17 protein-coding genes are annotated in these 20,077 nt (G+C 37.3%); 13 read left to right on the top strand and 4 right to left on the bottom strand.

Features of this window, described 5'->3' with window-relative positions:
* Window position 1: 1 nt before the first annotated feature.
* From OLM61_RS07355 to OLM61_RS07345, 3 genes are all read left to right on the top strand, one after another.
* Window positions 2–799, top strand: coding sequence for a tetratricopeptide repeat protein (locus OLM61_RS07355; RefSeq protein WP_264525741.1), 798 nt, complete (start codon window positions 2–4; stop codon window positions 797–799).
* A gap of 97 nt (window positions 800–896) precedes the next feature.
* A complete protein-coding gene (locus OLM61_RS07350) occupies window positions 897–1,307 on the top strand; it encodes a BrxA/BrxB family bacilliredoxin (RefSeq protein ID WP_173964459.1) in 411 nt (136 codons plus the stop codon).
* Window positions 1,308–1,592: 285 nt separating this feature from the next.
* A complete protein-coding gene (locus OLM61_RS07345; protein WP_264525740.1) occupies window positions 1,593–2,951 on the top strand; it encodes a rhodanese-related sulfurtransferase in 1,359 nt (452 codons plus the stop codon).
* Window positions 2,952–3,117: 166 nt separating this feature from the next.
* Here the strand turns inward: OLM61_RS07345 and OLM61_RS07340 are convergent, their stop codons facing one another.
* Together OLM61_RS07340 and OLM61_RS07335 are read right to left on the bottom strand one after the other, a co-directional pair.
* On the bottom strand, window positions 3,118–3,918 hold the full coding sequence (locus OLM61_RS07340; RefSeq protein ID WP_264525739.1) for a hypothetical protein: 801 nt from the start codon (window positions 3,916–3,918) through the stop codon (window positions 3,118–3,120).
* 20 nt (window positions 3,919–3,938) lie between these two features.
* Window positions 3,939–5,267, bottom strand: a complete 1,329-nt coding sequence (locus OLM61_RS07335; protein WP_264525738.1) for a hypothetical protein — start codon at window positions 5,265–5,267, stop codon at window positions 3,939–3,941.
* 306 nt (window positions 5,268–5,573) lie between these two features.
* Between OLM61_RS07335 and OLM61_RS07330 the strand changes: the two genes are divergently transcribed.
* The 8 genes from OLM61_RS07330 to OLM61_RS07295 all read left to right on the top strand — a co-directional run bounded on the left by OLM61_RS07330 (window position 5,574) and on the right by OLM61_RS07295 (window position 16,571).
* The gene (locus OLM61_RS07330) at window positions 5,574–6,926 is read left to right on the top strand and encodes a stage 0 sporulation family protein (protein WP_264525737.1); all 1,353 of its coding nucleotides are present in this window, start codon (window positions 5,574–5,576) and stop codon (window positions 6,924–6,926) included.
* Complete coding sequence (locus tag OLM61_RS07325) at window positions 6,910–7,389, top strand: gliding motility lipoprotein GldH (RefSeq protein ID WP_264525736.1); 480 nt, start codon at window positions 6,910–6,912, stop codon at window positions 7,387–7,389. Before OLM61_RS07330 ends, OLM61_RS07325 begins: the two co-directional genes overlap by 17 nt.
* A gap of 10 nt (window positions 7,390–7,399) precedes the next feature.
* A complete protein-coding gene (locus OLM61_RS07320) occupies window positions 7,400–9,706 on the top strand; it encodes a penicillin-binding protein 1A (protein ID WP_264525735.1) in 2,307 nt (768 codons plus the stop codon).
* Between the two features lie 254 nt (window positions 9,707–9,960).
* Window positions 9,961–10,659: a CoA transferase subunit A gene (locus tag OLM61_RS07315; protein WP_264525734.1), complete on the top strand. Its 699-nt coding sequence runs from the start codon at window positions 9,961–9,963 to the stop codon at window positions 10,657–10,659.
* Window positions 10,660–10,749: 90 nt separating this feature from the next.
* Window positions 10,750–11,640 (top strand): class A beta-lactamase, subclass A2, encoded by an 891-nt coding sequence (bla, locus tag OLM61_RS07310; protein WP_264525733.1) that lies wholly within the window; start codon window positions 10,750–10,752, stop codon window positions 11,638–11,640.
* A 111-nt stretch (window positions 11,641–11,751) separates the two neighbouring features.
* A complete protein-coding gene (locus OLM61_RS07305) occupies window positions 11,752–12,408 on the top strand; it encodes a 3-oxoacid CoA-transferase subunit B (RefSeq protein WP_264525732.1) in 657 nt (218 codons plus the stop codon).
* Between the two features lie 367 nt (window positions 12,409–12,775).
* On the top strand, window positions 12,776–15,547 hold the full coding sequence (locus tag OLM61_RS07300; RefSeq protein ID WP_264525731.1) for a M4 family metallopeptidase: 2,772 nt from the start codon (window positions 12,776–12,778) through the stop codon (window positions 15,545–15,547).
* 136 nt (window positions 15,548–15,683) lie between these two features.
* Entirely contained in the window at window positions 15,684–16,571 is an 888-nt protein-coding gene (locus tag OLM61_RS07295; RefSeq protein WP_264525730.1) for an S-adenosyl-l-methionine hydroxide adenosyltransferase family protein, read from the top strand.
* Between the two features lie 89 nt (window positions 16,572–16,660).
* On the opposite strand, the gene OLM61_RS07290 is transcribed toward OLM61_RS07295, so the two are convergent.
* Window positions 16,661–17,191 (bottom strand): DUF6646 family protein, encoded by a 531-nt coding sequence (locus tag OLM61_RS07290; protein WP_264525729.1) that lies wholly within the window; start codon window positions 17,189–17,191, stop codon window positions 16,661–16,663.
* Window positions 17,192–17,241: 50 nt separating this feature from the next.
* A complete protein-coding gene (locus OLM61_RS07285; protein ID WP_264525728.1) occupies window positions 17,242–17,976 on the bottom strand; it encodes a metallophosphoesterase family protein in 735 nt (244 codons plus the stop codon).
* 259 nt (window positions 17,977–18,235) lie between these two features.
* Here OLM61_RS07285 and dinB point away from each other — a divergent pair, with 259 nt between their 5' ends.
* Window positions 18,236–19,318, top strand: coding sequence for a DNA polymerase IV (gene dinB / locus OLM61_RS07280; protein ID WP_264525727.1), 1,083 nt, complete (start codon window positions 18,236–18,238; stop codon window positions 19,316–19,318).
* 99 nt (window positions 19,319–19,417) lie between these two features.
* Entirely contained in the window at window positions 19,418–19,915 is a 498-nt protein-coding gene (locus OLM61_RS07275; RefSeq protein ID WP_264525726.1) for a PAS domain-containing protein, read from the top strand.
* Window positions 19,916–20,077: the final 162 nt, after the last annotated feature.

The raw sequence follows: 20,077 nt of genomic DNA, 5'->3' as shown, positions 1-20,077 counted from the left end.
TTTGAAAAACATTATTTTAGGATTCAGTTTCTTTTTTTCGATTATTTCTTACGCGCAAGTATCCACAAACAAAGCACATGATGCTATTCAGGTCAAATACTTAGACAGTTGTGCCTATAAGTACAATTATACTTTTCAAATGTCAGAATGGCAAAATTGCATCGACGAAGGTCTAAAAAAAGATAGCACAATAGCTTATCTGTGGCAACAAAAAGCAATGCCGTATTTTAAATGCAAGAAATACGAAGTCGGAATGCCTTTTCTGGATAAAGCTGTTCGTTATAATAAACAAGAATGGCTTCCGTACCGGGCTTTTATAAAATGTATTTTTGCGAAAACGTATAAAAGTGCGATTGTTGATTTTGAAGAATGCATTAAACTTTACGGAAACAGTTATGTCATGGATCATACCTATAGTTTTTATATAGGGCTTTGTTATTTGCAATTGAATGAATACGATAAAGCCGAAAAGCTGTTTGACGATTATGTAAATGATATTTATAAAAACAGACAGCAATTAGAACATCCAACAGCTTACTTTTATCAGGGAATTGCACGCTACGAATTGAAAAAATGGGACGAAGCAATTGCCATTTTTGATAAAGCGATTAAAATTTATCCTGAATTTTCAGATGCGAAGTATTATAAAGCGATCTGCTGGCTGAAACAGGGTAAACCCAAAGAAGAAGTTATGGCTTTGGTGGGAGTTGCCAGAGAGGATGCTACTAAAGGTTTTTCTCTCAATGAAGACAATACGATCTATGAGACTTACCCTTACCAAAAAAAGTTTAGTAAATAACAATCGAACTATAACAAAACTTTATACCTGAATTTAAGTAGTTGCGAGTAAACTTTGTAACTTTGCAGTTCAAAAGTAAAACTTAAAAATAAAAAATATGTATCCAGAAGAAATGGTAAAACCGATGCAAGCTGAATTAACAGCTGCTGGTTTTCAAGATTTACATAGTGCTGACGCTGTAGATAATGCTATCAAAGCTGAAGGTACCACTTTAGTTGTCGTAAACTCTGTTTGCGGTTGCGCTGCAAGAAATGCACGTCCGGGAGCTAAAATGAGTTTAGAAGGAGCTAAAAAACCAGATCACTTAATTACAGTTTTCGCAGGTGTTGACAAAGAAGCGGTGGATGCTGCAAGACAACATATGTTTCCTTTTCCTCCATCATCGCCATCTATGGCTTTGTTCAAAAACGGAGAATTGGTTCACATGTTAGAGCGTCACCACATCGAAGGACGTCCAGCTGAATTGATCGCTGAGAATTTGAAAGATGCTTTTGAGGAGTTCTGTTAATTCTTTAAGGTACTAAGGTTTTGAGACGCTGAGGCTCTAAGGGTTTTAGGTGCAAAGGCACAAAGGTTATATAAAAAAGCACTATGAAAATAGTGCTTTTTTGTTTTTATAGAGCCTCAGTACCTTTGTGCCAAAACCACAAATACCATTATAAACACAGGACTTCCTCCTCACAAAAAAAAAATGAGATGAAATGTTAATAGCATTTTTAATCTAAAAATAAATGGTACTTTTGCACCAGATTTTAAAAATCACATATATTCTTAACTTAAAACTGTTTATAGCATGCAACTGTATAACACTTTGAGCGCAGAAGAAAGAGCCATCATGATCGATGATGCCGGTAAACAACGACTAACGTTGTCTTTCTATGCGTATGCCAAAATTGAAGATCCCAAAAAATTTCGCGACGATTTATTTATTGCCTGGAACAAGCTTGATGCTTTAGGCCGAATTTATGTTGCTAACGAAGGTATTAATGCTCAAATGAGTATTCCTGCCGAAAATTTGGAGGCTTTTAGAGCAACTCTGGAGGTCTACGATTTTATGAAAGGCATACGATTGAATGAAGCTGTAGAGCATGACGATCACTCCTTTTTAAAACTAACCATTAAAGTTCGTCATAAAATTGTCGCTGATGGTTTAAACGACGAAACTTTTGATGTAACCAATATAGGCGTTCACCTGAAAGCCAAAGAATTCAACGAGATTTTAGACGACCCGGATACTATTGTGGTCGATTTTAGAAATCACTACGAAAGTGAAGTAGGGCACTTTAAAAATGCCATTACTCCAGATGTTGAAACTTTTAGAGAGAGTTTGCCAATCATCAACGAACAGCTACAAAATCATAAAGAAGATAAAAATCTTGTCATGTATTGTACCGGAGGAATCCGATGCGAGAAAGCAAGTGCTTACTTCAAACACCAGGGTTTCAAAAACGTTTTTCAACTGGAAGGTGGTATCATCAACTACGCCAAACAGATTGAGGCCGAAGGTTTAGAAAGCAAATTCATTGGGAAAAACTTTGTGTTTGATAACCGTCTGGGTGAAAGAATAACAGAAGATATCATTTCGCAATGTCACCAATGTGGAAAACCTTGTGACAATCATACCAATTGTGAAAATGACGGGTGTCATTTATTATTTATTCAGTGTGATGAATGTAAAACGGCAATGGAAAACTGCTGTTCGACAGAATGTCTGGAAGTGATTCACATGCCTTTAGTAGATCAGGTTCGTTTAAGAACCGGAAAACAAGTTGGAAACAAGGTTTTCAGAAAAGGAAAATCAGAAAATTTAAAATTCAAGCATTCGGGCGATTTGCCTAATACTGCTTTGGCTGCAGCCGAGAAACCAGCTGATATCCGTCAGAAAGTAAAAGTCAAAAAAGTACTTCTTGGAAAAGCAGAGCATTATTATGTAAAAGCTCAGGTGGGACAATTTACAATTGAAAATCAAGAGTTAAACAGTGGCGACAAAATCTTAATTTCCGGACCAACGACTGGTAATCAGGAATTGGTTTTAGAGAAATTGATTGTGAATGGAGCTGAAACTTCAACAGCTACAATTGGTGATCAGGTTACTTTTGAGGTTCCTTTCAGAATTAGATTGTCAGATAAAATATATAAGATTCTGGAGTAAGTTCTGGATTGTTATAAAATAAAAACCTAACAGATTTAAAATGCTGTTAGGTTTTTTTATACCCCAAAAACAACGAACCCGACAGGTTTTTGAAACCTGTCGGGTTTAATTTATAAGACGAGAAAAAGTTTTTGTGTATGCTTATTTGTATGCTGGTAAATGAATATTACTCAATTACAAAACCTGATTCCACCTGAATATATCCCGTTTTTTTATCAGAAACTAAATAGATCACATAATTGTTGAAATATTCTGCAAGTTCATAATCATTTAATTTTTGTGTTTTGTCCTTATTGTAAAACCGGGACGATTGGACAAAATTTTCAATGGAAAGTATTTTTTCCGGTTTCACATTATTTGATAGCTGAACTTTTCTGAAGAAAAAGGAACCCGAAGTAGCGATGTTACCACCGTCTGCAAGATAAAAATGATCCGGACTTTGAGGATACGACTTTATATATTTGTTATCCAGTTTAAAAAAGAGCGTGTCTTTTACCTTGTTAACGATAGCGCTTTCTCCTTTTCCTATTGGATAATAAGAACTGTATTCCAGATATCTTGGCGCGATAAATTCATCACCATGAACAAAGTATATTTTGTATTTGTTGGTCAATGAATCTTTCAGTTTCCATTTGTCTATGATCTTGTTGTATTTTCCGTCCAGGTAAAATTTTCTATTCTCGATATAGTCTTTTATGGACAGCACCTTTTTCGGCTTTAAATTCTTTGTCAAATAGCCGTCTCCAACAAAATAGAGGTATCCATTTGTTTGGGTATGTTTCATCTGCTCTTTGAGTGCCTCCTGCGTTTCAGAATAGGCTCTGTTCTCCAAATTTGGAGTAATTGTCGGTGATATGCTGTAATACGGATCAACATTAAAAAATAATGTATCCTTTGCTTTTCCCTGAGCATTTACATTGCCGGCAATACATAGCAATAGAAATGCAAATACCATATGTTTTTTCATACTTACCAGTTTTTATAAGGTTAGTTTGGACAAGGTGCTGGTTTTGTTAAAAGATTGGCTCTTCTGGCCAGATTTTCTATTTCCGCTTTTTTGGTAGCCGAAAGATCGTTCCAGGCTTTAACGTCATTATCTTTTAAACCTCCCCAGGCCATTGCTTCATAAAAAGCATCGCTAGGCTGTTCGCCATAATAATCCGTGTATTTGTTATAGTCGCTGCCAAGCATGTTTTTATGGAAATCTTTTAACGCATTTTTCATACTTTCAAGATATAGAGCAGCCATTGCACCGTGTTGGTTTCCATAGGCTTCATACGTAGTTTTGAAATTAAGAACTCCGCTACCTCCATTTACTGAATTAAGTTTCCTGAAGATGTCAGCATGTATGTACTCATGTAAAATAGTTCTGGCCGCATCCAAAGCAGAATGTGCATTGATTCGGGAAGAATTTATTTCTATTTCGATTACATTATTTTTGGGTGGATGAGTCGCTCCATTGACTTCAGTGGTCACCCCGTCTTTTGTAACAAACACATTATTTTTTGAACCTATCTTAATATCAAATTCAGATTTTCCTTTGAAATTTTTTAGTAAATCCTGTACAAAGGAATCTCCTTTTTGATCTAATAAATCATTTAAACACTTTTCTTTTCCGGTAAGCTGGTTGTTGATGTTCAAAGGATTGGATGATGAACCGCCTCCGCTTCCAAAAGAACCACCGCCAATTGGCAATATTGGTGGATTTACAGGATTGGTGATAGGGTTGGGCCAAGGGCTTCCTCCGGGTCCGGTTACGACTACCTCGTTTAATTTAATAGCACCTTCGTCTCCACTTCCGTGGCAATTATTACAGATTCCGGCTCCACTACTTTTTGAAAAAAGACTATTACTATTGGCGATGCCTAGTTTGTAGTTATCGTTTCTTGTTTCCATGGTCTCTAAGTTAGTAATTCTTAATTCACCAGTGAAAGATTCCAGTATTTTGTGTGTTGCTATTTTTTGCAGCGTCTCTATTTCTTGTGAATCTTTAAAATTAAAGCTCCATAATTTTCCTGTAATATTATAATCATTGATTTCAAGCACAATTTTTTGCAAAAGAAAATGATCGGAAGAGCGCACCGGAATTATAGCAACATAAGAATTTTCGGCACTTTGTTGGTACAGGGTTGCGGAATTCCATTTTACATCGGTATCGTTTACGACCTGTTTTTGATGCAGCCATTCTTTTGAGCGGGTCAGTACTAGTGATTCTTGTTTTTCAATAGCTGAATATTCGTCATTCTGAGAACAACCGGATAGTAAAATGCCAAAAATGACAATTGCAAAGAGTTTAAAAACGTAATTTTTTATCATATTATTTTTATTAAAACTAAATAAATTTTGCGCAAAAATATTCGGAATATATTTTATAAGAAAAAAAATATAATTTGATAAATAAAAAAGAAAATTGTAAAGGAAAGCCGTACAAAGTAAGTTGGTGATTGAATAATAATTAAAAAATACCGTTAAAAAATGCGTTTTTAATTAAAAAAGAGACTTTTACGTATTTAACACCCCTTTAGTTTTAATCGTTAAAAAGCAAACTAAAAAAAATACTATCTTTACCGATCAAACGTTTATGAACTTAAGTCGCTTTTTTGCGACACTACATATATAATTATGGCATGTACAAGTTGTTCAACCTCAGATGGTGGTGCACCAAAAGGTTGTAAAAATAATGGGACTTGCGGCACCGATAGCTGCAATAAATTGACGGTTTTTGACTGGCTCGCGAATATGAGCCCGTCTAATGGAGAGGCGATTTTTGATTGTGTTGAGGTTCGTTTTAAAAACGGACGCAAAGAATTCTTTAGAAATTCAGAAAAATTAACGTTAAGTATTGGTGATATTGTAGCAACTGTTGCTTCACCGGGACATGATATTGGAATTGTGACTTTGACAGGCGAATTGGTAAAAATTCAAATGAAGAAAAAAGGCGTAAATCCTGAAAGTAACGAAGTTCCTAAAATTTACAGAAAAGCTTCTCAAAAAGATATTGATATCTGGTCTGTAGCGCGTGACCGTGAAGAACCAATGAAAGTTCGCGCCCGTGAATTGGCGATTCAGCATAAGCTGGAAATGAAAATTTCGGATATTGAATTTCAGGGAGACGGATCAAAAGCTACATTTTACTACACGGCAAACGACAGAGTCGATTTCAGGCTTCTGATTAAAGATTTTGCCAAAGAATTCAGTACCAGAGTAGAGATGAAACAAGTAGGTTTCCGTCAGGAAGCAGCTCGTTTGGGAGGAATTGGTTCTTGCGGGCGTGAACTTTGCTGTTCGACCTGGCTGACCGATTTTAGAAGTGTCAACACATCGGCAGCGCGTTATCAGCAGCTTTCACTGAATCCTCAGAAACTGGCAGGACAATGCGGAAAGTTAAAATGTTGTTTGAACTATGAGTTAGACACTTATATGGATGCGCTGAAAGATTTCCCGGATTACGATACTAAATTAGTGACCGAAAAAGGAGATGCCATTTGTCAGAAACAAGATATTTTTAAAGGATTAATGTGGTTTGCTTACACCAATAATTTTGCCAACTGGCATGTTTTAAAAATCGATCAGGTCAAAGAAATTATTGCCGAAAACAAACAAAAAAACAAAGTATCTTCATTAGAAGATTTTGCAATTGAAGTGACTTCAGAACCTGAAAAAGACTTTAATAACGCAATGGGGCAGGAAAGTTTAACCCGTTTCGATCAGCCAAAAAGAAAGAAAAAGCCAAGTCGTAAACGCAAACCAAATGCTGAAAATGCAGTTGTGGCCACTCCAAACAAGCCACAACAGGCCAATAACAATACCAATAAACCGGCTGTTGGGAATCAGAATAAATCGAATAAACCCCACAACAAGCAAAATCAATCGAACAAACCCAATAATTCGAATGATAAAAAACCAGCTGAGCCTAAAAAACCATCTGAGCCTAGAAAACCTATAATTATTACTAAAAATGAGAATAAAAAATAGCGGGATTCTTCTTTTGGCAGCAATACTTCTTTTTTCCTGCGATAAAAAAAGAGTATTCGATGAATACAAATCTGTTGGAAGTGCGTGGCACAAAGACAGTATTGTAACCTTCGATCTGCCGGTTTTAGATTCTACCAAAAAATACAATTTATTTGTAAATCTGAGAGACAATAACAACTATCCGTTCAATAATTTGTTTCTGATTGTGGCTATCGAAACGCCTAGCGGTTTCACCAAAGTAGATACTTTAGAGTACCAAATGGCAAATCCCGACGGTACCTTGTTAGGAAACGGTTTTACTGACATTAAAGAAAGCAAATTGTTTTACAAAGAAGACGTAAAGTTTAAAGGAAAATACAAAGTACATATCAAACAAGCCGTCAGAGAATCAGGCAAAATTCCTGGAGTTCAGGCTTTAGAAGGTATTACAGATGTTGGTTTTAGAATAGAACAAAAAGATTAGAAAAATAGTTATGGCTGCTAAGAAAAACAATCAATCCACTAGCGTTAAAGATATTAATTACTACAAAAAGAAGTTCTGGAGAATTTTTGCCTATAGTTTATTAGGAGTTCTTGCTTTCTTTTTATTTGCCTCATGGGGCTTATTTGGTTCAATGCCTTCTTTTGAGGATCTGGAGAATCCGGATTCCAATTTAGCCACCGAAATCATTTCGTCTGACGGAGTGGTTATTGGTAAATATTTCAAAACCAACAGGTCACAGTTGAAGTATTCCGATTTGCCAAAAAGTTTGGTAGAAGCTTTGGTGGCGACCGAAGATGCCCGTTTTTATGAGCATTCCGGAATTGACGGACGTGGAACTTTAAGAGCTGTTTTTAGTTTAGGAACCAATGGTGGAGCCAGTACCTTAACACAACAATTAGCCAAGCAATTATTTCACGGAGAAGGATCTAAGTTTCTTCCTTTTAGAATTGTACAAAAAATAAAAGAGTGGATTATCGCCATTCGTCTGGAACGACAATATACCAAGAATGAAATTTTGGCCATGTATTGTAATGTGTATGACTTTGGAAACTATTCTGTTGGAGTAAGTTCGGCAGCACAAACCTACTTTTCTAAAGATCCTAAAGATTTAACGATGGACGAATCGGCTATTTTAGTTGGAATGTTCAAAAACTCAGGATTATACAATCCTGTTCGTAATCCGGAAGGCGTAAAAAACCGTCGTAACGTAGTGCTTTCTCAAATGGAAAAAGCAAAAATGATTACAACCGCAGAAAAGTTAAGATTACAGGCACTTCCAATTGCTTTAAAATTCAAATTGGAAAGTCACCGTGAAGGAACTGCTACTTATTTCAGAGAATACCTTCGTGATTACATGAAAAAATGGGTTGCAGAGAATAAAAAACCAGATGGTTCAGATTATGATATCTACAAAGATGGTTTAAAAATTTACACCACTATCGATTCAAGAATGCAGCTACACGCAGAGGAAGCTGTTTCGGAACATATGAAAAACCTGCAACAGCAATTTTTTATTGAAATGAAAACCAATAAAAATGCGCCGTTTGTAAACATTACACAAGCTGAAACTGACCGTATCATGATGCAGGCGATGAAAAATTCAACACGCTGGGCGCTCATGAAAGAGATGGATAAAAGCGATGAAGATATCATTGCTTCCTTCAAAGTAAAAACAAAAATGCGTGTGTTTACCTGGAAAGGAGAACGCGATACCGTGATGACACCGCTTGATTCGATTCGTTATTTCAAACACTTCCTGCAATCTGGTTTAATGGCAATGGAGCCTCAAACCGGAAACATTAAAGCATGGGTGGGTGGAATTAATTATAAATATTTCCAGTACGATCACGTTGGACAGGGAGCAAGACAGGTAGGATCTACCTTTAAACCGTTTGTGTATGCAACGGCTATTGAGCAGCTAAATATGTCTCCTTGTGATTCAATCCTGGATGGACCTTTTATGATTCACAAAGGACGTCATAATGTTACTGCCGACTGGGAACCAAGAAACTCTGATAACAGATACCGCGGAATGGTAACCCTGAAACAAGGTCTTGCCAATTCGATCAATACTGTATCGGCTAAATTGATTGACCGAACAGGTCCTGAAGCTGTAGTAGAATTAACTCACAAGTTAGGAGTTAAAACCGAAATTCCTGCTCAACCGTCTATCGCACTTGGTGCCGTAGACATTACAGTAGAAGATATGGTTGCTGCGTATAGCACATTTGCTAATCAGGGTGTATATGTAAAACCGCAATTTTTAAGCCGTATTGAAAACAAAAGCGGAGAGGTGATCTATGAGCCAATTCCGGAATCACACGACGTTTTAAATAAAGATATTGCTTTTGCAGTAATCAAATTGTTGGAAGGAGTTACCGAAACCGGTTCAGGTGCACGTTTGCGTACGCAGGGCGGTGGAAGCGGAGATAACCGTTGGACAGGATATCCGTACATGTTCAAAAACCCAATTGCTGGTAAAACAGGAACAACGCAAAACCAATCAGATGGTTGGTTTATGGGAATGGTACCAAACCTTGTAACCGGAGTTTGGGTAGGTTGTGAAGACCGTTCGGCACGTTTCAAAAGCTTGACTTACGGACAAGGGGCAACAGCAGCATTACCAATCTGGGGGTACTTCATGAAATTGTGTTATGCCGATGAAGGACTTCAGATTTCAAAATCGGAGTTTGAACGTCCGGCCAATCTTTCTATAAAAGTAGATTGTTATACCCGACCGGCAGTGGTAAAAGATACTACACAAACAGAGCAAAATACAGACGAATTCGAATTGTAACTTTAGTTCTTTTTAAAATTATAAATCCTTTTGTGCTCTTCTAAATCCGGAAGAATACAAAAGGATTTTTTTTGTTCATAGATTAAAGTTGGTTTCAATGGCAGCTGTTTGTACCAGAGAGTAACAGTAGAGTGCTAAACAGCAGCTGGTTTTTGGCGGGTAAAATCAATCATTTTATTTTTTACGAAATCGTTATAATTTAATCTAAAAATCTTATTTTTATCAAAAATATACAGTAATAAAGACAGTTTGTTATGATTACAAAAAAAGTAAATAACGTTCAGGATGCTATCAAAGGAATTGAAAGCGGAATGACGATCATGTTTGGCGGTTTCGGTTTATGCGGGATTCCTGAAAATACAATTGCAGCCCTGGTAAATACTTCAATTTCAGATTTAACCTGTATTTCGAATAATGCGGGAGTGGATGATTTTGGTTTGGGATTGCTTTTGCAAAAAAAACAAGTTAAAAAGATGATCTCTTCTTATGTGGGAGAAAACGCTGAATTTGAGCGTCAGATGCTTTCAGGAGAACTGGAAGTTGAATTGACTCCACAGGGAACTTTAGCCGAACGCTGTCGTGCCGCACAAGCCGGAATCCCGGCTTTCTTTACACCTGCAGGTTACGGAACGGAAGTTGCCGAAGGAAAAGAGGTTCGTGAATTCAATGGAAAAATGCACATCATGGAGCAGGCTTTTAAAGCAGAGTTTGCCATTGTAAAAGCCTGGAAAGGTGACGAAGCCGGAAATCTGATTTTTAAAGGAACAGCCAGAAATTTCAATGCCTGTATGGCAGGAGCTGGTAAAATAACCATTGCCGAAGTGGAAGAATTAGTTCCGGTTGGAACATTAGATCCAAACCAGATCCACATTCCGGGAATTATGGTACAGCGTATCTTTCAGGGAGAAAAATTTGAGAAGAGAATCGAGCAACGTACTGTTAGAAATAGATAATTAGGTAATTAGATAATTAGAAAATGAGATAATTATTGGATTGCGTACAGAATAACATTATCTAATTTTCAAATTGACACATTAAAAAAAATGACCAAAGCTTTTTGTACCCTCCTGTTCTCTTTCTTGTCGTTTCAGGCTTTTGCCCAGACGACAGTAGAGCTGCGTGAGAAATTACGCCAGATTGTTGCAGATAAGAATGCTACAGTAGGAATTGCGATCAAAAGCATTGAAGATAAAGACACTTTGAGTATAAATGGAAACCTAAAGGTTCCTATGATGAGTGTATTTAAATTTCATATTGCTTTGGCTGTTTTAAACAAAGTGGATGAAGGGAAGCTGTCATTAATGCAGGAAATTTTCATTAAAAAAGAAGATTTACACCCAGATACCTGGAGTCCGATGAGGGAAGATTTTCCCGATGGAAACAGGAGTTTAACGCTGGATAAATTGTTGCGCTATACGGTTTCACATAGCGATAATAATGGCTGTGACATTCTGATTGATTTATTGGGTGGTACAAAGGCAGTACAAAAATTCATAAACAAACAGGGGATTAAGGACTTCGTTGTTAAGGTTAACGAGGAGCAAATGAAAACCTGGAAGAATCTTTATGTGAATACCACAACGCCATGGGCGACAACAGTATTGCTGGAGAAATTCTTTAAGGGTGAAGTGTTAAAAGAAGCCACAACAAAGTATTTGTATCAGATCATGGTCGAAACTTCCAGAGGGCTTACCTGGATGAAAGCAGGATTGCCTGAAAATACAGAGTTGGCACACAGAACCGGAATGTCGGGAACCAACGATGCTAATTTACGGGTTGCCATGAACGATGTGGGGATCGTTAAACTCCCAAATGGAAAACATTTTGTTCTTTCCGTTTATTTAACGAACATTACAGAATCTCAGGAAAATACCGAAAAAATGATTGCTGATATCACAAAAGCAACCTGGGATTATTTTATAAGTAAAAAATAAATAATTGAGATAATTAGAGAATGAGATAATTATTGGATTGCATAAAGAATAACATTATCTAATTGTCTAATTTTCACATTAACTAATTGAGTAATTGACACATTCAAAAATATGTTAACAAAAGAAGATATTGCAAGACGTATTGCAAAAGAAGTAAAAGACCGATATTTTGTGAACCTTGGGATTGGTATTCCAACTCTTGTAGCAAATTATGTCAGAGAGGATATTGCAGTGGAATTTCAAAGTGAAAACGGTGTTCTTGGTATGGGGCCGTTCCCTTTTGCCGGTGAGGAAGATGCAGATATCATCAATGCCGGAAAGCAAACCATTACAACACTTCCGGGAGCCAGTTTCTTTGATTCGGCTTTTAGTTTTGGAATGATCCGAAGCCAGAAAGTAGATTTGACTATTTTGGGGGCTATGGAGGTTTCTGAAAATGGAGATATCGCAAATTGGAAAATTCCGGGTAAAATGGTGAAAGGAATGGGCGGTGCGATGGATCTGGTAGCTTCTGCCGAAAACATCATCGTTGCCATGATGCACGTAAACAAAGCAGGGGAATCGAAAATCCTAAAAAAATGTAGTTTGCCTTTAACAGGTGTAGGCTGCGTTAAAAAAGTAGTAACCGAGCTTGCTGTTCTCGAAGTAACTAAAAATGGTTTTAAGCTCTTAGAAAGAGCGCCAGGTATTTCTGTTGAACATATCATTGCCTCAACCGAAGCTGATTTGATCATTGAAGGAGAAATTCCGGAGATGGATATAAGATAATTCTGTAATTGTGATAAAATCGCATGAAGGCTAGCTTTTAAAAGGGCTGGCCTTTTTTTGTAGGAAAAAATTAAGAAGGAAGGAGGAGGTTGATTTTTTACGGAAACCCTTATATTTCCTGACTTTTAGTATTTAATGTATTAATAATCAGTAGAATAATTATTTTTTGGGCCTATTTTTTGTGAAATAATCACAGTTTGTTAAATAAAAGTGAATTTAAGGTAAAAAGTGTTGCATTTTGTCGATTAAAGGCAAATTTCATCGATTATCTAACCGAAATAAAATACTTTTATCTTATAAATAAAGTATTTACTTACGTTTAGTATTTTATTTGTAATCATTTAACCAAACTAAATACCACATTATTATGAACCAAAAATTACCAGGAATTATGACAACGGCCGTTGTTATTCTTACATTTTCAGTATCGGGATTTGCCCAAAACACAGACAAACGGGTAAGTCAGAAAAATGTATCTGAAAATGGGCAACCAAGCTTAATCACGTTTAGTGATAAATCGACTTACAGAGGAACAGATTACAATACTGTTTTTAAAGAACAACTAGGGCTAAAAGACAACCAGTCTTTTGCGAAAGTTAGGATAGACTCTGATAAAGAAGGTTTTACACACGAAAAGTTTCAATTGTACGAGCAAGGTGTTAAAGTAGAATTTGCCAACTACACGCTACATTCAAAAGACGGAAAATTAGTTTCGATGAACGGAGAATTTTATGCTCTTGAAAATGTAAAAACAACCCCAAAATTATCCAGTAAAGCTGCTTTCGACAGAGCGGTTGCTTACACAGGAGCAAAACAGTATCTATGGGAAACCCCGGCAGACGCTGCTGCAATGAACTACGAAAAGCCAAAAGGCGAATTGGTTTTATTGCCGGCAATGGAAGACCAGGGCCAAAACCGAAAATCAGATAAAGTAAGATTGGCCTATAAATTTGATATTTATGCCACCAATCCGGTAAGCCGCGGTGATCTTTACATCGATGCTGAAACCGGAAAAGTCTTGTTTTATAATGCTACTATCAAACACCTTGGCGAGTACAGCCACGGGAGTAAAGTAAAAGCGGCTAAAGCAAAAGCAATCAGTCAAAATGATGCTAATGCCAAAAAAGCTTTTGTTGCCGCAAATGCAGCGACACGTTATAGCGGAACGCAGGTGATACAAACCACTTTAAGCGGCGCATCTTATATACTTGCAGATGCAACAAGAGGTTTAGGAATAAACACCTACAACATGAAAAAAGGAACCAGTTATACCGCTGCTGTAAACTTTACAGATGCCGATAACAACTGGACAGCTGCCGAGTTTAACAATACCAATAAAGACAATGGTGCACTGGATGCACATTGGGGAGCTGAAAAAACATATGACTACTGGTCGACTGTACATGGCAGAAATAGCTATGACAACGCGGGAGCAATCATAAAAAGTTACGTGCATTACAGCAATGCTTACGACAACGCTTACTGGAACGGTAGCGTAATGACTTACGGAGACGGTAGCGGAACTTATTTTGATATTTTAACAGCTATCGATGTTGCGGGACATGAAATCGGACATGCGGTTTGTACGTATACCGCGAACTTGGCTTATCAAAAAGAATCCGGAGCTATGAATGAAGCGTTTTCAGATATTTGGGGGGCTTGTATTGAAAATGCAGCTGCACCAACAAAATCGATCTGGTTAATTGGAGAAGATATCGAAAGAAGATCAGGACACCTTGCTTTACGTTCGATGAGCGATCCAAACTCTGAAGGTCAGCCGGATACTTACGGTGGAACCTATTGGATCAACCCAAATTGTACTCCAACAAGCAGTAATGATTATTGCGGCGTTCACACCAATTCAGGGGTATTAAATCACTGGTTTTACATTTTGTCTGTTGGTAAAACAGGGACAAACGATATTGGAAATGCCTATAATGTAACAGGTATTACAATCGATAAAGCAGCAAAAATTGCATACCGTTTAGAAAGTGTGTATTTGACTGCCAACTCGACTTACGCCAATGCAAGAACTTCAGGGATACAATCAGCTATTGATTTGTATGGTGCTGGTTCGCCTGAAGTTATCGCTACAACCAATGCATTTTATGCAGTAGGTATTGGTGCTGCTTATTCAGGTTCTACAGATACCGTTGCACCAACAGCTCCAACAAGTCTTGCAGCTTCTGGTACTACAGGTACAACAACTAATTTGACATGGACTGCTTCAACAGATAATGTTGCTGTTACAGGATATGATATCTACCAGGGAACAACCCTAAAAGGTTCTTCTACTACAACAAGTTATACTGTAACAGGTTTAACGGCACTTACAGCTTATAGTTTTAGTGTGAAAGCCAAAGATGCAGCAGGAAATGTTTCGGCGGCAAGTAATGTCGTAAATGTTACCACTACTGCAGCAACGGTATCGTATTGTGCTTCTCAGGGAAGCAGCACTGTAGACGAGAGAATCGGTAAAGTAGTATTCGGGACAATCAATAACACTTCAACCGGAACGGCAGGTTATGAAAACTATACCGCTATTTCTACAAATGCAACAAGAGGAACAGCTTATACGATAACTATCACTCCGGTTTGGACTTCTACTGTTTACAGCGAAGCTTATGCTGTGTTTATCGATTACAATCAGGATGGTGATTTTACAGATGCAGGTGAAACAGCCTGGACCAAAGCAACCTCTACAGCAGCTACAGCTACAGGAACAATTACAATTCCGGCTACGGCGGCACTAGGAACCACAAGATTGAGAGTTTCTATGAAATACAATGGTATACCAACTTCTTGTGAGACGTTCTCTTATGGGCAGGTAGAAGATTATTCAATTAATATCACTGCTTCCGGAGCTATTGTAAATCAGGAAATTGCTACTGGATTATTGGAAACTAACGAAACGTCAAGATTCGCATTGTATCCAAACCCGGTTGTTGATGAGTTAAACATTTCATTAACAGACAATACAGGATATACGTTTAGAATTACAAATGCATTGGGTCAACAAGTTAGCACTGGAGAGATTTCCGGGAATCCAATTGATGTAAGAGCTTTAAAAACGGGACTTTACATTATCGAATTGAATAATGGAAATAAACGAATTGTTAAAAAATTCGCTAAGAAATAAAAATTGTAATTTTAAGATCAAAAGCCCCGTAATTTGCGGGGCTTTTTTTTATGAATGGTCTAAGAGCAACTTTCGATGGTTGTGCTTCAACCGGTTTTCGTAAGTTTGTGTATCCAATAATCTTAAAAAGTTAGAGATGAAATTACGGGTAGTACTTCTTTTGTGTGTGATTGCTTTTAAGAGTTTTTCACAGAATAATGTATTGGTTTTTCAATCCGATTTTGGATTGAAAGACGGAGCCGTATCCGCCATGAAAGGTGTGGCAATGGGAGTTTCGACAGATTTGAAGATATTTGATCTGACCCATGAAATTCCGGCATATAATATTTGGGAGGCTGCTTATCGCCTGTCGCAAACCGCACAATATTATCCGGCTGGAACGGTATTCGTATCGGTTTGTGATCCGGGAGTAGGAACGGCGAGACAATCAGTGGTTTTGTTGACAAAATCCGGGCATTACTTTGTGACTCCTGATAACGGAACGCTGACTTTAATTGCGGAACAATTAGGCATTCAGGAAATTCGTGAAATCGATGAAGTCAAAAACCGTCGCCACAATTCAAATGAATCTTATACGTTTCATGGCCGTGATGTATATGCTTTTACGGGAGCACGCTTGGCTTCAAAAACCATTACATTTGAAGAAGTAGGGCCTAAACTGCCCAATGAGGTTGTCAAAATCGATTACCAGAAACCGGTTTTTGAAAAAGGATTTATCAAAGGAGGTATTCCTGTTCTGGATGTCCAGTATGGAAATGTGTGGACGAATATCGACAAAAAAACGGTTTCGAATTTAGATTTGAAAGCGGGAGATCTGGTGAAGGTTCAGGTTTTTAAGGGCACTAAAAAAGTATACGAAGGAAAACTTAAATTAGTAAATACATTTGGTGAAGCAGCAATTGGTACCGAGGTTTGTTATTTTAACAGCCTTTTAAACTTCTCGCTGGCGGTCAACCAGGGAAATTTCTCAGAAAAACATAAAGTGTATAGTGGAGCCCACTGGAGCATTTTAGTAAGCAAATAGAGTACAAATGAAAAAACCGCCTGATTGGCGGTTTTAAATTTTATAAATTTTGCTTTCTGCAAAATTTGGAATTCGGTAGGTTCGGGGGCTTATTGCAAGTTGAATGAAGCTCCTAAACTAAAAGTTACCTGATTGTTTAAATGATCAAATACGTCATTGTTGTTACCGTATTTTGCGATAGGGAATCCAATTTCGGTGAAAACACCAAATCCGTCCGTAAAGAAATAACGACCACCAACATGACCACCAAAATTATGAAGTCCTAAACTTAAACCCGGGTAAATATCCAATTGGTCAACACCAATCACACTGCTCAAGTTAGCATTAATTCTGGCCTTAGCATCAAAACGATCTTTAAACTCCGGTTTTACATCGGTATAAGGAGTTGGATTGTTGTGATAGAAACCGGTAAAGTTGTCTACTCCTAATAAATAATTTGCTACAAAGCCAAAAGAGAAGTTTTCTCCAAGACCAAAATCTACTGAACCCTGAATTCCGGAACCACCATCTTGTAAGTTAGCACCAACATTTACTCTAATATCTCCTTTTCCTTTAAAAGCCTGTTGTGCTTGCGTGAATCCAAATGATACTAAAAACAAAAGTGTAATTACCTTTTTCATAAATATAAATTTTAATTATTTTTTAAAGTGCAAAAATAGCTTTTTAGGGATTAATTCCTACCCTTTTCAGAAGAATACAATTCGTTTAACGGTTCGCTTTGCCAGAATTCTTTGGTATCAACATCTAAAATAGTCAGTGGACCTTTAAAAGCAGCACCGGTATCGACGTTCCAGACATTCGCTTTTTGAACCGGTATAGTCTCTCCAATTCGGGTAACCGGGGTATGCCCAATATAGATTTCCTTATACAACGTAAAACGTTTGGGATAAAGTGCGTGATCGTTTTTTAAATTGGGGTCTAAGGACAGCGCCATTTCCCAAAGAGTTCTGTCCCAATAGAATAATTTTGGAAAAAATTCATATTTGACTCCATTCAAATTGGTAAAACCGGCATGAACAAATAATCTGTTTTGATCGTCAAGGTAATAATCTTCCAGCGATTCGAGAAAAGCAATATGTAGCTGTTTCTTTTCCGGGCTCAATTTTTCGTAAGCCAGAACGGTTGCTTCTCCACCGTGTTTGAACCATAAGGTTTCGTCAACATCTTCTGTTTTGTTTTTAAACCAGGACAAAAGCAGTTCATCATGATTCCCTCTAATGCAAATACAGTTTTGTTTGCTCTTTAAGTCCATTAAATATTCAATTACCTGAGGAGACTGGCTCCATCCGTCAACATAATCGCCTAAAAAAATAAGAGTATCTTGTGTGGTAACTTTGGCTTTTTCTATCACTTGTTCAAGTGCGAGTAAACCGCCGTGTATGTCGCCTATAACAAATGTTCGCATTTTAATTCTTTAATGTAGAATTACAAAAATAAAGAAAATGATTCGTTTGTGACTATTAACTTGAGAATCTTTACGAATGGCTAAGATTTGAATTGTCATATGTGAAATGTGAAATGTGAAATGTGAGATGTGAAATTTGGAATTTGGAATTTCGGATTTGGAATTTGAGATTTAGAATGAATTTTAAGGGGCTGATTGGAGCGGATATTTTTATGATTATTTCGGTACATTTTGTGTCATTCCTCTTTAAATTTGTAACATGTCCGAAACCCCAATATATCGAAAAATCATTCATATTGATATGGATGCTTTTTATGCTTCGGTAGAGCAGATGGATAATCCGGCTTTACGCGGAAAACCTGTGGCTGTTGGCGGATCAGAGAATAGGGGTGTTGTTTCGGCGGCAAGCTATGAAGCCAGAAAATTTGGTGTACGAAGTGCGATAAGTGGTGTTTTGGCTAAAAAATATTGTCCGGAAATTATCTTTGTCCGTCCGCGTTTTGATCGCTACAAAGAAATTTCGGGTAAAATTCATAAAATATTTCATGATTACACGGATCTTGTTGAGCCTCTTTCGCTTGATGAAGCTTACCTTGATGTAACGCAAAATAAAAAAGGCAATCCCAGCGCAAGTCTGCTCGCACAGGAAATCAGACTCCGAATTTTGAATGAGGTTGGACTCACAGCTTCAGCAGGAATTTCGGTGAATAAGTTTGTAGCCAAGATCGCATCAGATGTCAACAAACCAAACGGACAAAAAACAGTCAATCCGGATGAAGTTTTAGCTTTCCTCGAAGAACTGCCTATTCGGAAGTTTTATGGCGTTGGGAAAGTGACAACAGAGAAAATGTACCAACTGGGTATTTTTACAGGAGCAGATCTTAAAAGTAAAGAGCTGGAGTTTCTGGAGAAACATTTTGGAAAATCGGGTGCCTTTTACTACAATGTGGTTCGGGGAGTTCATAACAGTGAGGTAAAAGCCTATCGTGTGACTAAATCAGTTGCGGCGGAACATACCTTTGATGTTAACTTATCGTCGGAGATTTTTATGTTGGAACAGCTCGAAAAAATTGCGGCATCTTTAGAGCGGCGATTAAAGAAGTACAATATATCGGGTAAGACGGTGACACTCAAAATCAAATACAGCGATTTTACGCAACAAACCCGAAGTAAAACATTGCCTTACTTTATTTCCGATAAAAGTTTGATTTTAGAGACCGTAGAGGAGCTTTTATATCAGGAACGAATGAAAGATTCGGTCAGGTTATTGGGGATTTCCCTGAACAATTTAAATACCGAAGAAAAGAAGGCTGTAGTGGTCCAACTTAAATTTTCCTTTTAATTGCATTAAAGAATAATTAAATTATGCAATTTGTTCTTTTGTGAGGAATTTTCTCTCTACCTTTGAGAGAAGGAGTATATTAATATTGAATCATTCGCAATGAAAACTAATAAATCAGAAGAAGTTTCTCATCGTAATTCAGTCCCGATTATGGCGTGGGATTTTCATTGTGAACATTTGAAAGAATTGAAAGCTATTCTTACAGATGTAAAGAAAGTGAACAAAATTTCGAGTCAGTTTTCGTGGGATACAAATAAGCTGGAGATCGAAGAGCGAATGAAGAAAGAAGTTGTTGTTGTTACCGATTTAGACCTGAAGATCATTTTTGCTTCAAACGGAATCAGAAGAATGACAGGTTACAGGGAAGAAGAAGTTTTGGGTAAAACACCCAAGATGTTTCAGGGCCCCGCTACTTCTAAGGCTGTTCTTAAAGAAATTAAAACGGCCATCCAAAAGCAAATTCCTTTTGAAAAAACGTTAGAAAACTATAGAAAAGACGGCCGTACCTATAAATGTAAAATTAATGCAAGCCCCGTTTTTAATGTAAAGGGACAATTGTCTCATTTTATCGCCTTTGAAAGTGAAGAATTGGATTAAGAGGTTCTAAGGTGCTGAGGTACTGAGGTGCTGAGGTTCAGAGTAACAAAGGGACAAAGGTTCAAAGGAGCTAATACATAGTAAAAAACAAAAACCGCCACAAGGGCGGTTTTTTATTGTTTAAGAAAACTTAGAACCTTAGTGCCTCAGCACCTTAGAACC

The organism is Flavobacterium sp. N502536 (genome assembly GCF_025947345.1).
Taxonomy (GTDB): domain Bacteria; phylum Bacteroidota; class Bacteroidia; order Flavobacteriales; family Flavobacteriaceae; genus Flavobacterium.
The sequence above is the reverse complement of the archived record's forward strand: the minus strand, read 5'-3'. Positions and strand labels throughout refer to the sequence as shown.